This is a genomic window from Streptosporangium sp. NPDC006930, assembly GCF_040635605.1.
GTDB lineage: Bacteria > Actinomycetota > Actinomycetes > Streptosporangiales > Streptosporangiaceae > Streptosporangium.
Genome location: NZ_JBEYID010000008.1, coordinates 290,399 through 303,698, shown reverse-complemented (window position 1 = coordinate 303,698; position 13,300 = coordinate 290,399). Strand labels below are relative to the sequence as shown.

Annotated in this window: 12 protein-coding genes; 5 read left to right on the top strand and 7 right to left on the bottom strand. The window is 67.5% G+C overall.

The features are described 5' to 3' along the window. Positions 1 to 179 precede the first annotated feature (179 nt). The 3 genes from ABZ664_RS17250 to ABZ664_RS17240 form a co-directional block, all read right to left on the bottom strand. Entirely contained in the window at positions 180 to 3,425 is a 3,246-nt protein-coding gene (locus ABZ664_RS17250) for a penicillin acylase family protein (RefSeq protein WP_362509976.1), read from the bottom strand. Positions 3,426 to 3,538: 113 nt separating this feature from the next. Further along, on the bottom strand, positions 3,539 to 4,348 hold the full coding sequence (locus ABZ664_RS17245) for an ATP-binding protein (RefSeq protein ID WP_362509973.1): 810 nt from the start codon (positions 4,346 to 4,348) through the stop codon (positions 3,539 to 3,541). Beyond that, positions 4,345 to 4,755 (bottom strand): hypothetical protein, encoded by a 411-nt coding sequence (locus ABZ664_RS17240; protein ID WP_362509970.1) that lies wholly within the window; start codon positions 4,753 to 4,755, stop codon positions 4,345 to 4,347. The genes ABZ664_RS17245 and ABZ664_RS17240 overlap by 4 nt, the downstream gene beginning before the upstream one ends. A gap of 469 nt (positions 4,756 to 5,224) precedes the next feature. On the opposite strand from ABZ664_RS17240, the gene ABZ664_RS17235 reads away from it, so the two are divergent. From ABZ664_RS17235 to ABZ664_RS17225, 3 genes are read left to right on the top strand one after another with little or no spacing between them, the layout of a single operon-like run. Beyond that, positions 5,225 to 6,097 (top strand): helix-turn-helix transcriptional regulator, encoded by an 873-nt coding sequence (locus tag ABZ664_RS17235; protein ID WP_362509967.1) that lies wholly within the window; start codon positions 5,225 to 5,227, stop codon positions 6,095 to 6,097. After that, a complete protein-coding gene (locus ABZ664_RS17230) occupies positions 6,078 to 6,335 on the top strand; it encodes a DUF397 domain-containing protein (RefSeq protein ID WP_362509964.1) in 258 nt (85 codons plus the stop codon). The genes ABZ664_RS17235 and ABZ664_RS17230 overlap by 20 nt, the downstream gene beginning before the upstream one ends. An 8-nt stretch (positions 6,336 to 6,343) precedes the next feature. Then, positions 6,344 to 6,505 (top strand): DUF397 domain-containing protein, encoded by a 162-nt coding sequence (locus ABZ664_RS17225; RefSeq protein ID WP_362509961.1) that lies wholly within the window; start codon positions 6,344 to 6,346, stop codon positions 6,503 to 6,505. A 227-nt stretch (positions 6,506 to 6,732) separates the two neighbouring features. Here ABZ664_RS17225 and ABZ664_RS17220 read toward each other — a convergent pair whose 3' ends face one another. Next, the gene (locus ABZ664_RS17220) at positions 6,733 to 7,476 is read right to left on the bottom strand and encodes a hypothetical protein (RefSeq protein WP_362509958.1); all 744 of its coding nucleotides are present in this window, start codon (positions 7,474 to 7,476) and stop codon (positions 6,733 to 6,735) included. A 228-nt stretch (positions 7,477 to 7,704) separates the two neighbouring features. On the opposite strand from ABZ664_RS17220, the gene ABZ664_RS17215 reads away from it, so the two are divergent. Continuing rightward, entirely contained in the window at positions 7,705 to 8,508 is an 804-nt protein-coding gene (locus ABZ664_RS17215) for an SAM-dependent methyltransferase (RefSeq protein ID WP_362509955.1), read from the top strand. A 96-nt stretch (positions 8,509 to 8,604) separates the two neighbouring features. On the opposite strand, the gene ABZ664_RS17210 is transcribed toward ABZ664_RS17215, so the two are convergent. After that, a complete protein-coding gene (locus ABZ664_RS17210) occupies positions 8,605 to 9,930 on the bottom strand; it encodes a phytase (protein ID WP_362509952.1) in 1,326 nt (441 codons plus the stop codon). Positions 9,931 to 10,218: 288 nt separating this feature from the next. Further along, positions 10,219 to 11,136 (bottom strand): AraC family transcriptional regulator, encoded by a 918-nt coding sequence (locus ABZ664_RS17205; protein WP_362510070.1) that lies wholly within the window; start codon positions 11,134 to 11,136, stop codon positions 10,219 to 10,221. Positions 11,137 to 11,254: 118 nt separating this feature from the next. Between ABZ664_RS17205 and ABZ664_RS17200 the strand changes: the two genes are divergently transcribed. Continuing rightward, entirely contained in the window at positions 11,255 to 11,806 is a 552-nt protein-coding gene (locus tag ABZ664_RS17200; protein ID WP_362509949.1) for an NAD(P)H-dependent oxidoreductase, read from the top strand. Positions 11,807 to 11,938: 132 nt separating this feature from the next. Here the strand turns inward: ABZ664_RS17200 and ABZ664_RS17195 are convergent, their stop codons facing one another. After that, a complete protein-coding gene (locus tag ABZ664_RS17195; RefSeq protein WP_362509946.1) occupies positions 11,939 to 13,132 on the bottom strand; it encodes a cytochrome P450 in 1,194 nt (397 codons plus the stop codon). Positions 13,133 to 13,300 lie beyond the last annotated feature (168 nt).

Sequence of the window (13,300 nt, the reverse complement as noted above, 5' to 3'; positions counted from 1 at the left end):
CGGGGTCGTCCGGGGCCGTCCGAGGTCGGCTGGAACCGTCTCCCGCCGTCGCGCCAGACATCTTCCGGCCAGCCTGAGAGGTTCGGCCCGTCAGGGAGCCCAGCGTGACGGTCGAGAGAGGGTGACGGTCACCGCCGTCCTCTCGGCGGCGACCGTCACCTCTTCACCTCAGGTGTTCGTCACCGGGGATAGACCTCCAGCTCGTAGAGGGAGTAGCCGTACGACGTCCCCCGCGTGACACCCTGCATACGGACGTACCGGGCAGTGGTCGGGGTGAATCTCACGTTGTCCGCGCCGCCGTTTCCCGTGGTGGTGGAGTAGACGGTGGTCCAGGTGGAGCCGTTGGTCGAGGTCTGGATCGAGTAGGCGGCCCCGTACGCCGCCTCCCAGCGCAGCAGTGCCCTGGCCACGGTCGTGGCCGACCCGAGGTCGACCTGGAGGTACTGGTTGTCGCTGGACGAGCTCGACCACCGGGTGGTCGGGTCGCCGTCGACGGCCCTGCTCGCCGGGTAGAAGAGCTGGGTGCTCGACGCCGAGGCGCTCCTCCCCTCCGCCAGGTTGTTGATCGCGTCACCCCGATGGGCGGGGAACGACACGACCTGCTGGTAGGTCGGCCGGTTCTGCCAGGAGATCAGCGAGTGCGTGATCCCGCCGAGCGGAGACTGCTCGACGGCGTCGGCGCACCACTGGTCGCCCGCCGCGCAGACGTCGTCTCCGGGGTAGGTCGTCGCCGCGGGTTCGGCGAGCGCCGCCGCCAGGCTCTCCAGCAGGACGGTACGGCAGCCCGCCACCGTGCCGTTCCCGCAGTACTTGGCGGGCAGCGGTCCGGGGACCGGGTCGCCGAGCACGCTTCTGACGTCCTTGCTCACGTAGCCCCACCAGCCGTACTGGAACGCCGAGCCCTTGTGCGCCTGGGCCTCGTTCGCCGAGGTGGGCAGGGTGGACAGGTCGCCCTGCTGGTGGCCGGAGGGTGACTCGTTGATCTGGATCGCGTTCACCATCGACTGGTAGAGGCCGTCGCCAAGACCCGGCCTGAACTGTGCGCGGACGAGCTTGGGCCACCACGCGTCGAACGCGCGGATCGCGTCGGCGTGGGCGTAGGTCTTACTGCCCTGCGAGGTCTCCAGCCTGCGAGATCCCGCCGACGTCCAGGCCGACAGCTTGGAGACGGCCGAGGCGAGGGCCGGGTCGGTCACGGCCGCGCTGTTGATCACTCGGAGCAGGTCGGGCAGGACCCTCTTCCCGCGCAGGTCGGTCACACCGGCCTCGGCCATGATCTTCGTGGTGCCCGCCCGGTCGAGCCTGCCGCTTCCCGACAGGGCCGCCTTGATCGGGGCGTCCAGCAGGTCGGCCCGATGGATCGGCCCGAAGCTGAAGTTTCCGTCCGCGGAGCCGTAGTCCTTGGCCTGCTTGTTGTTCCAGCTGACGAAGTAGTCCTGGTTCACCGCTTGGGGGTGGGTGGCGGGAGCGGTGTAGGTCGCGCTGTTGGTGGCCGGGTCGAAGCCCGCCCACTCGTGGGCCGCGTCGGCCGTCATCGGCAGGTTCGGGTCGGACACCGCGGACCTGACCGGGGTGTTGCCCGACATGAAGTACGCCGCGTCCTTGGAGTTGACGTAGAACCAGTTGAACGCGAAGCCGATCGTCGAGGCCGAGTTCGTGAACGCCGCCGCGTCACCCATCTGGGCCGGGTCGTTGAACATCTGGAAGCCGACCGCCGAGTCGACCTCGTGCTGGTACGTCGACCGCAGCGTGGTGAAGGCGGTGGGCTGCCCGCCGACGGTGCCGCGCCAGCTCACCAGCCCGTACTTCGTGCGCTGGACGACGAGGTCGTAGGAGCCGCGGGCGGTGGAGTCGGCGACGGTGGGCTTCCACGAGTTGGTCTTCCTCAGCGTCTCCATCTCCGTGCAGACGCCCCGGTAGAGGTAGTGGTTGGACGCGGTGGTGGCCGCGCCGCCGCCGGGCTCGCAGAGCTGGAGGGCGTACGTGTCGGTGATGTCCTGGCCGCTGGAGGTCGCGCTCCAGGCATAGTCGGTGCCCCTGCCGAGCAGCACGTAGAGGTTGAGCCCGGCGAAGGCGGCGCCGCGCGAGCGGATGCCCGGCCCTGAGAGCTCCTGCAGCATGAGCAGCTGGGGGGCGAAGTAGCCTGTCTGCGGGCCGAACACCGCGATCGGGTTCCCTGTCGCCGACTTCGCCGCCGAGACCACCACGGCGTTGGACATTCCGGGCTTGGAGTTGTCGACGAGCAGGCCGTCGAGCACGCCCTTCTGGGCCGTCGCCGCCGCCGAGGCTGCGGAGGTGGCGGAGCCGGTCTCGTTCGCGGTGATGTCCACAGGCGCCGTCGACGGGTCGGGCAGGACGACCCCGGTGGCTCCGGCGGGCGCGGCGCCGGACGGGAAGCTCTGGCCGTTGTGCAGGGTGAGCGTCGCCTCCGGGTCGTTCTGCGCGCGGAACGCCGCCCAGACCTGGTCGCCGACCGCCGTACCGTACTTGGCGCGGGCCGCGACCCGCACGAGCGCGGACTGCATCTCCGCACCGCCGCCACCGCCGAACAGCCCGCCGATCACGCCGGAGATCGCGACCAGGTCGGTCATGGTGAACTTCACCGGGCCGCCCGCGTTGGTGATCGCGTCGAGGTGCCCGGTCAGTACGTACTCTCCGGGGCAGTTCCGGTCCGCCATGCAGCGGTCGATGTAGGCGTTGATACCGGCGATGTAGTGCTGCACGTCGGTGTAGAGCTGCGCGCCCCGGGGGCCGGAGTCCCTCAGCCTGGTGATCTGCGTCTGGAGGTCCGCCTCGGTGTAGGGGGCGTTGCGCCAGGCGCTCTGCTCCAGCGCCCGGTTGCCGGGCGCGCCACCGGCGAACGGCGTCAGCTCGCCGCGGCCCACGTGCCGCATCAGGTCCATCACCCACAGGCGGTCCTGCGCTCCCGCGTACCCGGCGCCGAACATCGTGCCCTCGCGGGTCGTCCCGGTGATGTGCGGGGTCCCGGTCGCCTTGTCACGGACGATCGTCACGTCCGAACGGGGGTTCGTGGTGCTCTCCACCTGTCCGGCGGAGACGCCGAACGAGGCGTCGTTGAAGAAGTCGGCGATCTGGTCGTTGGTGAGGCCGGTGTAGCTAGACAGGAGGTTCGCGTACTTGCCGAGCTGGTCGTCGCTGTGCTTCGGCTTGGTGCCCAGGGCCTGGTGGGCGAGGATCCCGGCGAGGGTGGCGTTGCCGTTCTGCCCCGGAGGCAGGATGTCGGCGCACTCTCCGAGGCAGTAGTCGTCGGGAGGGAGGACGGCAGCGGTCACCGTACCGGTCGTGGTGCCGGTTTTGGATGAGGTCGTGGAGGCGGCGGCTGCGGGCACGACGGGGGATGCCAGCGTGAGGACCAGAAGGAGCCCGGAGGCCGCCGTGGTCATCCGCCGGAGGCGTGCATGCATAGGAGGATCCCCTAAACATGAGGCGTACTCGGATGTTGAGAGGAACATACGTTCCGGCCAACACCGAATCAATGGCCGCTGTGATAATCACCCCTACCGGTTGTGACTCGTTGTCAGAACGGCCGGTCGACTCCTTCGCGGAGCCGTGAGGACGAGACCAGGTCCACACAGTCGACGGTCCTGGAGACACCGCTCCCCGAGGGCACCTCCCACGCGATCCACACCGTCTTGCCTCCGTCTCCACCCCCGCCCCCTCTTCCTCCCGTACCTCCACGCCCGGCCCCTCCCCCGCCTTTGACGGGGACGACACCCCAGCGGTCGGCCAGCGCCTCGACGATCGCGAGACCCCTGCCATGAGAGGCGTCCTGGCCGAGGTCGAGCGGACGAGGCCACCCGGGACCGTGATCGGTGACCCGTACACAGACCCCCTGGGCCATGCTCCACAGCGACAGCCGGATCGGCTCCTGCCCGTACACCGTGGCGTTCGCCACCAGCTCACCGACCACCAGGACCGCGTCGTCGACGAACTCCGGCGGCAGATCCCAGCCGGTGAAGACGTCCCGCGTCATCCGGCGGGCCTCGGCGACGGTCGCCGGGTCACGGGGAATGTCCCAGCAGACGGTCCGGAGTCCGTCGAGGGTGCCTGCGACCATCAGATCTCCTTGCCCGTGCCGGTGGGTTTCCGCTTCGGTCTCTTCCGCCTCGCGCATCAGCGCGCACAACTCCTCGGCCGTGCCCGCCTGCACGACCAGCGGCTCGCCTCCCACCGCGATCGCGTAGAACCGGCGCCCGCCCACCCCGTACATGACCAGCCAGCCCGTCTCGGCCCGATCCAGCCGGTCCGCGACCTCCCGCTGCTCGCGGTCCCACCGCCGTGGGCCTCGCTGATCGACGGGCTCGCCCCGCCGATGCCGCCCGCTCACGCCGCTTTTCCCTGCCGCAGCATGCCCGGGTACGGCCTACGCCCGCTCCCGGCGAGCTCGTCCGGTGGCCGACCTCGCCCGTACGGCGCGAACGACCCCGCGCCCGCCGGCTCCACGGGACGGGCTTGACGTCCGTGACCGGGAAACGGCCGCGCCTCCCTCGGCGGGCGTACCTCCGCCGAGGCGGACAACCGCCCCGCGAACCCCAGCCGCCACCACTCCGCCAGCCTCGCCCGGAACTGCGCAGGAGTCGGCCGCTCGTAGGCGTGCGCCTGCCGGTGCGGCAGGCACCGGTCGTCGTGTGCGTACGGCGAATGCCCACACCACCGACACCCCAACGGGGTCGGCGGCCGGTCACCACTGAAACGCATCCGGATGACCCGGATCGCCCTTGTAAAATCGAGCACGGGATTGGACCTCCAGCGTCCGGTTCAAGAGGCCGTCACGGTGTTGCTGCACCGTGACGGCCTCGCCTATTGGCATCGGTTCAGTGGAGACGAGACGGGATGCGACCATCGCAACCGCTTGGGCTGGATAGATAGACCAGGATCACTGATGTCACCGCCCTTCTCATTCCACATTGATCAGAGCAGACATTCCTTCTGTCGATCCAGGGCTGACATGCAACCCGTGTCCGAACTACCGATCCACAAGTAGCATTAAATATGACAATCGCCGATGTGACACTAATTCGGACACGTTTCCGCAGGCTCCGGGGCAAGCAGTTGCCACTGTCGCAATGCGACCACTTTCCTGCCTCAAGCCCACTAGCATGCTGGCAGAGCAAAGTATAAATCGCAACGCACAAGTGATTGTGCGGTAAATTGTCCACTTTGACCGGAGGTCATAGCGGACAATTCCCAGGGAGGTCTCAGCATGGCGAACAGCCCTACGGTCAAGCGACGGAGGCTTTCTCAGGCATTCCGCCAACTCCGCCAGGAAGCCGGCCTCTCGGTGACCGAGGCCGCCAGGAGGCTGGAGTGGGAGCCGTCGAAGATATCGAGGATGGAGCGCAACGAGTGGAAGCTTCCCAGCGTCCACGACATACGCCTGATGCTCGATTTCTATGGTGTCACCGACGAAGACCAGCGCGAGGCGATGATCACTCTCGCCAGGGAGTCACGTCAGCGCGGCTGGTGGGAGAAGTACCAGGACGTCTTCCGGACCAGCCTGCCCGACTTCGAAGCAGGCGCCAGCGTCATCCGAACTTGGGAGGTCATCCTCGTTCCAGGATTACTTCAGACGGAGGCATACGCGAAAGCAGTATGGCGAGCTGGCCGTGTTCTGGACGAAGCCCTCATCGAACGCCATGTGCAGGCGAGGCTCGCACGCCAGGAGATCCTCACCAACGAGAATCCGCCGACCCTGCTGACATTGATCGACGAGGCCGCATTACGAAAGTTGATAGGTGGGGCCGAAGTGATGTGTGAGCAGATCAACCACCTCATCACCATGGCCGCCAGGCCGAACGTCACCATACAAGTAGTTCCCGACTCCGCTGGCGCCCATCCCGCCTTGGACGGGGCGTTCGTCATCCTGGACTTCCCCAATGACCCGAGCCTCATTTACACCGTGACCGTAACGGAAAATCTCTGGCTTGAGCAGCAGGCGGACTATCAGCGATATAGCCTTATTTACAATCATGTGATGACATTAGCTCTGTCACCAGAAGAGTCGGTTCGATACCTCACAAAACTGACAGAACAACTCAAGAGACAAGTGGAGCATAGTGGAACAAAACACTCATAACCTCGTCTGGTGCAAGAGCACCCTCAGCGGAGCCAACACCGACAACTGCGTCGAGATCGCCAACCTACCCGGCGGCAACCGCGCCATACGAGACAGCAAAAACCCCAACGGACCCATACTCAACTTCACGCACACCGAATGGCGAGCATTCATCACCAACGTCAAAAACGGCAGGTTCGACTATCCGAACCAGCCGACTCGACAGGCGGCTAACCCCATGAAGCATCACAAGGGATAGGCGAAACAGTGGACCAGACCCGTCCGAATCTCACCTGGCGCAAGAGCACCCTCAGCGGAGCCAACACCGACAACTGCGTCGAGGTCGCCAACCTCCCCGGCGGCAACCGGGCCGTACGAGACAGCAAAAACCCCAACGGACCCATGCTGAACTTCACCTTTGATGAGTGACGCGCGTTCATTGGCGGCGTGAAGAACGGCGAGTTCGGCCAGAGATAGTCGGCCATGCCTGGAGCCCGCCAAGTGCCATGGATGCGATCGACACGCTCGGTGAGGAGGCTGTTGCGCAAGTCCCCGCAAGTTCGTTGCTTGAGTTGCGTCCATGGAAGTGGTGTACGAGTTTCCCAGCCAGTGGGCATGGCGCCGTGAAGCGAGGACCGTGCCGCCGCGATGGGAGTTCAGCTTCTTCGCTTGTTGGATCTTCTGGAGCCGTTCGCTCGTTTGGGACTGTCGGGCGCCGTGGGGTTCCCGGAACCGCGCTTTGCCGGGGCTCTTTCGGAGTCATCGGCCTTCGAAGCGCCTGCCCCCTTGGGAAGCATGGTCCGGCGCCTCAGCTCACCCATCACGCTGAGCACGATCGTCATCAGCACGACCCCGGCCGCCGAGACCCAGAGGACGGTGAGCGACCTCAGCTCCTGCGGCTCCCTGGCCTCGAACACGCCCAGGGGATCCATCAGCATCTCGACCGGCGCCCCGATCTCCAGTGGCGAATCGTCCCTATAGTTCTTGATCACCTCGTCAAGGAGTCGACCGTCCGGTCCCCGCAGGACATACCGGTAATGGTCCCTGTGCGACCTCCGGCCCTCGACCCACGTCCGCTCCGCCACGGTCGTGGTCACCGGTTCACCGAAGGTGCTCAGGTAGTAGTCGCCCGGCAGGAACATGCCGCTCAACAGCAGTACGGCGAGGAACGGAAACGTCCCCCAGACCGCCCAGGGGACATCCTCGGAGATCCCAACCAGTGCCACCAGGGCACAGCCGACCAGGGCGAGGCCGAGCATCCCGCCCAGAAACGACCATCCTGAGCCGAGGGCGAAGACGATACCGATGAGCCACCAGGAGGTGACTGTCGCTGCGAGGAACAGCACCCCCCGCCCGACGACCCGCCACCAGCCCGCCCGTAAAGCTGCCTCTGTGACCACAGACCAGATCATGACAACGGAGGCAGGACTGTGACGTCACTCGCGAGGATGAGCGGCACACCATCAGAAGGATGACACCCGACCGGCAAGGCCGGCCGTTCGGGCTGTTCACCGGCCCCGGCGACGTCCGCCGCCAAAGGCTCACGGCGATGACCTCATCTCGCTGCCAAAACGTGAAAGCCTCTCTAAGATCAAAGCCAGACAAAGGCGGAAGAGTCTGGAGAAACCGTGGATGATCAGGCTGGGCCGGCCGGGGTTGACCCGAACGTGCCCAACATCGCCCGGATGTACGATTATTACCTGGACGGCAAGGACAACTTCGCCTCCGATCGGGCCGCGGCCGAGCAGATGCTGAAGATCTTCCCCGAGACACGCGACTCCGCGAAGGAGAACCGGGCGTTCCTCGGGCGTGCCGTACGCCTCCTGGTCGAGTCGGGCATCCGGCAGATCGTGGACCTGGGCTCCGGGCTTCCCACCCGGGGCAACACGCATGAGATCGCGCACGAGGTCGCACCCGACACCCGCGTGGTCTACGTGGACTACGACAGCGTCGTGTGCGCGCACAGCCGGGCGATCCTGGAGAACAGCGACAACGTCACCGTCGTGCAGGCCGACGTGCGTGACCCGGAGACGCTGCTGGCCGAGTTGCGCGGGCACATCGACTTCGACCAGCCCGTGGCGTTCCTGTTGCTCGCCATCCTGCACTTCATCCCGGACGAGAACCCTGAAGGCGCGGGTGCCTACCAGATCGTCGAGCGGTTGCACGAGGCGAGCGCGCCGGGCAGCTATCTCGTCGTCAGTCACGGGACCGACGCCAAGCCCGACACCACGCCGGAGGCCCTGGAGATCTACAACCGGGCCACCGCGTCGCTGAGCCTGCGCACGCACGCGGAGATCTCCCGCTTCTTCGACGGCTACGAGCTGCTCGAACCCGGCCTGGTGTTCCCCAGGGAGTGGCGCCTCGCCGATCCGCCCCTGTTCGGTGCCCGGAACACCTCTATCGGCTACGTCGGAGTGGGTCGCAAGCCCTGATGCGCCTTGGCTCCGAGCGGGAGCGGGGGGTCGCCCCGACGCTCCCGCTCGGCGCCGTACGAGCCGCTCGTACGGCTCCGAGCGGGTGAGGGCCGGTCAGCGGCGCGGGTGCCAGCTCGTGGTGTCGATGTCCAGGCCGAGACGGCGGGCGATGTCGTCCCACTTCACGTATTTGAAGTTGGTGTTCTCCCGCACCTCGCCCTCCGAGTCCGACGCTTCGGGGGTGTTGGTGCCGTCGTGCGTGACGAACAGGCCCTTGGGGAACCCGCGGCCGAGAGGCACGTTGATCACCATCGCCCCGTCGCTGCCCTGCACACCGTCGATACGACCGCGCTCGCCGACCTGGAAGGAGCCGAGGTAGGTGTTCCTTCCGCCGCGGTCGTAGACGGCGAAGGTGTTGTCTCCCTGGCTGGAGGCGATCAGGTAGCCCTTGCCGCCCTTGCCGTGGTAGATGGTCAGGCCCTCGGCGTCCGCGGTCAGGTTGCGGCCGCCGTACCCGGGGTCGGCCCCGGGTACGCACTCGTCGGCGTCGGCGTCGTAGGTGGCGGGTACGCCGTACTCCCGGACGCGGTCGACCAGCACCGGCGAGCCGGTGAGATCGCCGTTCAGACGCCAGATGCCGACATCCTCCTGTGCCGCGTAGAGCGTGCCGGTCCCGGCGTCGACGACCATGCCCTCGATCTGCGGACCCACGCCCGGCTCGTCGCAGGGAGTCCAGCTCCGACCGTTCGGGAGGGTGAAGCGCGAGGGCAGGTCGATGGTCCTGACCTTCGTGTAGCCGACCTTGCCGCCCGGGGCGTCGGTGAGCTTCAGCAGCGCGAGCCGCGTCGTGTGCCGGCGGCTGACCAGGACGTAGGTGCCCGAGTCCCGCTTCCAGGTCGCGAGGCCGTACACGGTCTCGGCGTCGTTCACCTCCGCCTGGGTCGTGTTGAAGACGAACGGCGCGGCGGGGTCGGTGACGTCGGTGAGCACCCGTCGGTCCCGTCCGGCCTTCGCGGGGTCGATCCGGTAGACGCGCAGCTTGTCCGCACCGCGGTCGGAGGCAACGAAGATGTCCGACCGTCCCGCCGCGGCGGCGTGACCGTAGACGACGTCCACGTTGTTCAACCGGCCCGGTTCGTCGTCCCGGCCGGGCGCGGCCGGCGCGGGCAGGTGCTGGAGCTGCCTGCCGTCCAAGTCGTAGACGTAGAGCCCGCCCTCCTTCGCGGTGGTGGCGATCACGCTCGCCGCCGGGGAGGTGGGGTGGACCCAGATCGCCGGGTCGTCACCGTTGGCGTTGCCTCCGGCCTCGTCGTCGAAGAGGGCCGGGGTCTCGACCCGGGGGTCGACGGTGGGCAGGTCCTTCGCCGTCGCCGGTAGGGCCACGGTGCCGAGCAGGCAGACCGTCAACGCTGTGGACGTCAGTGTGCTCAAGGGACGCATTGACTTCTCCTGGGAAAGGGGGGTGTCGCGACCTCGATCCTGTGCAGGCAAGCGGAACGAACGATGAACCGGACCGAAACTTCTCCTCAAATCAGGATGCCGTTCGCACTTGCCCACAGATCTCGATCTGAGGTTCAAAACCGCTCGGAGTGGGGCGAAAGTACCCCAACCCGCGCGATGTACCGGGTGACGGGATGGCCGTCGCACCCGTTTGGCCACCGGAGACTCACAACGGCGACAGGCGCGTTCCAGCTGTCCTCCGCCCCGGACGACTCGCCGCCGTTCTCGCTAGGCCACCGCGGCCCGGCGGCGAAACCGGCCGGGCGCCACGCCGAACTCCCGCTTGAACGCGTTACCGAAGGCGAACTCCGACCCGTACCCCACCCGCTCGGCCACCTCCGCCACCGACGCGTCGGAGTCACGCAGCATGCGGGCCGCGCTCATCAGCCGCCACCAGGTCAGGTACGCCAGCGGCGGCTGCCCGACCAGTCCCGTGAAGCGGCGGGCGAAGCCGGCGCGCGACAGGCCCGCGTGAGCGCCGAGGGACTCGACCGTCCAGCGGCGGGCGGGGTCGCGGTGGATGGCGTCGAGCGCGCGGCCGACGGCCGGGTCCGCCAGCGCGGCGGCCCAGCCGGACAGGGTGCAGGGCTCGTCCTGCGTCTCGAAGTAGGCCCGCAGGACATACAACTGCAACATGTCGAGCAGGGACGACACGACGGTGTCCGTGCCCGGGCGGGGATTGTCGATCTCTCCGGCCAGCAACTCGACGGCGGCCCGCAGCTCCGGATGGCTGCCGAGCGTCGAGGGCAGATGGATCACGCCGGGCAGCGAACCCAGGATCGGGTGGGTCCTGTCGAGGTCGAGCAGGTAACCGCAGGACAGAATGACCGTCTCGGCGCCCGCGCCGCCGAACCCTGCCGAGGCGAACAGCTGAGAGTGCGCGCCACAGTCGGACTCGACCAGTGGCCTCGCGGGATCGTCGGCCAACCCGAACGAGTCGCCGTGCGGCAGGAACACCAGGTCGCCCACGCTCAGTGGAACGGGCTCGCCCTCCTCGGGGAGGAGCCAGCAGGAGCCGCGCAGCACCACCTGGAACCCCGCGGAACCGGGCGACGCGCGGAACGACACCCCCCAGGGCGCACGCCAGGAGACACGGGCGGAGGTGGGGCGCCCACATCGGATGAAGGCCGCGACGTCGCTCAGCATATCCACGCGGCCAGTCTACGCCTTGAGACGCTGGCTTATAAATATTGGACAGCTACGCATTCATTATCTCAGCTGGTCTCCCTACGGTGGTTTTCGTAACCGAGCGAGGGAGAACGACATGCTGAAGGTCGGCATCATCCTGGGCAGCACCCGGCCCGGCCGAAACGGCGAGGCGGTGGCGCACTGGGTCCGCGATCTGGCGGCCAAGCGGGGCGACGCCGAGTACGAACTCGTCGACCTGAAAGACTACGACCTGGGAAACCTTGACGAGCCCGAGCACCCTGCCACGGGCAACTACCGGCACGAGCGCACCAAGCGCTGGTCGGCCAAGATCTCGTCCCTGGACGCGTTCGTGATCGTGACTCCCGAGTACAACAACTCGTTCCCCGGCGGGCTCAAGAACGCCATCGACTTCCTGTACGCCGAATGGAGCAACAAGGCGGCCGGTTTCGTCGGCTACGGCGTGGACGGCGCGCCCCGGGCGATCGCGCACCTACGGCCCGTGCTGGGCCTGCTCAGCGTGGCCACCGTGTCGAACCAGGTCGGGCTGTCGATCCACACCGACTTCGCGGACGGCTTCAAGCCCGCCTCCGTCCACGAGGACAAACTGAACGCCGTCCTCGACCAGGTCCTCGCCTGGGGCTCCGCCCTGCGTCCGCTGAGGGGATGAGCCTCGGACGCCACCGCGAACGCTCCGCGGACTCGGTGGCGCCTCGGCTCCCCGGGTTTCTCGTCAAGCCGCTCGCGCGACGTGGAGGCGGCTGCCTTTCCTCGCAGGGCGGATCCGGGCGGAGCGGCCCGCTCAGCCGGCGGAGGTGAGCAGCGGCAGTTTGCGTACGCCGGTCATGTTGGGGCTGGGGATGAACTGCGGCGGCTCGTCCGGGTCGGTGCGCAGGTGCGGGAAGCGGTCGAGCAGGATGTCGAGCGCGACGCGGCCCTCCAGGCGGGCCAGCGGGGCGCCGAGACAGAAGTGGATGCCCCTGCCGAAACCGAGGTGGGGGTTGGGATCGCGGGTCGGGTCGAAGACGTCGGGGTCGGCGAACTGTCTGGGGTCGCGGTTCGCCGCCGCGATCCACACCATGAGCAGCTGGTCGGCGGGCACCTGCTGCCCGCCGATCTCGACGTCGACGTTGGTGACGCGGCCGACGGCCGCGAACGGGCTGAAGAAGCGCAGGGACTCCTCGATCACGGCCGGGATCGTCGAGCGGTCCGCACGGGCACGGGCGAACCGCTCGGGCTGTTCGTCCAGGCAGAGCACCGTGTTGCCCAGCAGCATGGTGGTGGTGATGTGCCCGGCCAGCAGCAGGATGTTGGCGAAGTTCACCACCTCGGCCTGGCTGAGCCGCTCACCGTCCACCTCGGCCTCGACGAGCTGGGTGAGCAGGTCGGCGCGCGGGTGGCGCCTGCGCTCGGTGGCGTGTTCGCCGAGGTAGTCGGTGAGGTGCTTCATCTGCTCCATCGCGACCGCGAGGTTGCGCTCCTGCTCCTCGCTGCGGTTGACCAGGGAGAACCGCTGGGAGTTCTCGAAGATTCTGTCGACCCACTGCTTGAACACGTAGCGGTCGGAGCTGGGCACCCCGAGCAGTTCCGCGATGACGATGACCGGCAGCGGGTAGGCGAGGTCGGTCACCAGCTCCAGCCGGTCCTGCTCGGCCACCGCGTCGAGCAGCTCATTGGTGAGCGCGGCGATGCGCGGTTCGAGGTCGGCGACGATCTTGGGGGTGAAGGCGTGGCTGACGAGCTTGCGAAGCTTGCCGTGCATGGGCGGGTCCAGCTGCGTCAGGCTGCGCTCGGCGGGCCTGGCGATCTCGGGCACCATGCGGCTGGTGTCGGAGGAGAACGTCTTCGGGTCGCCGAGAATCCGCAGCGCCTCGGGATAGCCGTAGACGTTCCACATCCCGGTGTCGGCGTCGAAGTTCACCGGCTGGTCGGGCCGCTTTCCGCGTAGCCAGAAGTGCCCCTCGTGCAGGCCCCATGTGTCGGCGATGGTGGTCATGGCGTGCCTTTCCGCTCAGGACGGGTCCGGGATCAGCCGGGCTCGTGCGCTCTCTCGTACGCGTGGAACCAGGTGCGGTGGGTCGGACCGACGCGCTTACCTGCCGGCGCTCGAAGGTCGGTCTTCGAAAATCTCACGGGAAGACACTCAGGGGAGGATTTCCAGCCG

Bases quoted from the DNA above. Each gene is read 5' to 3' on its own strand.
- ABZ664_RS17200 (WP_362509949.1), top strand. From the start codon at position 11,255: ATGCTGAAGGTCGGCATCATCCTGGGCAGCACCCGGCCCGGCCGAAAC.
- ABZ664_RS17205 (WP_362510070.1), bottom strand. From the start codon at position 11,136: ATGCTGAGCGACGTCGCGGCCTTCATCCGATGTGGGCGCCCCACCTCC.
- ABZ664_RS17210 (WP_362509952.1), bottom strand. From the start codon at position 9,930: ATGCGTCCCTTGAGCACACTGACGTCCACAGCGTTGACGGTCTGCCTG.
- ABZ664_RS17195 (WP_362509946.1), bottom strand. From the start codon at position 13,132: ATGACCACCATCGCCGACACATGGGGCCTGCACGAGGGGCACTTCTGG.
- ABZ664_RS17235 (WP_362509967.1), top strand. From the start codon at position 5,225: ATGGCGAACAGCCCTACGGTCAAGCGACGGAGGCTTTCTCAGGCATTC.
- ABZ664_RS17250 (WP_362509976.1), bottom strand. From the start codon at position 3,425: ATGCATGCACGCCTCCGGCGGATGACCACGGCGGCCTCCGGGCTCCTT.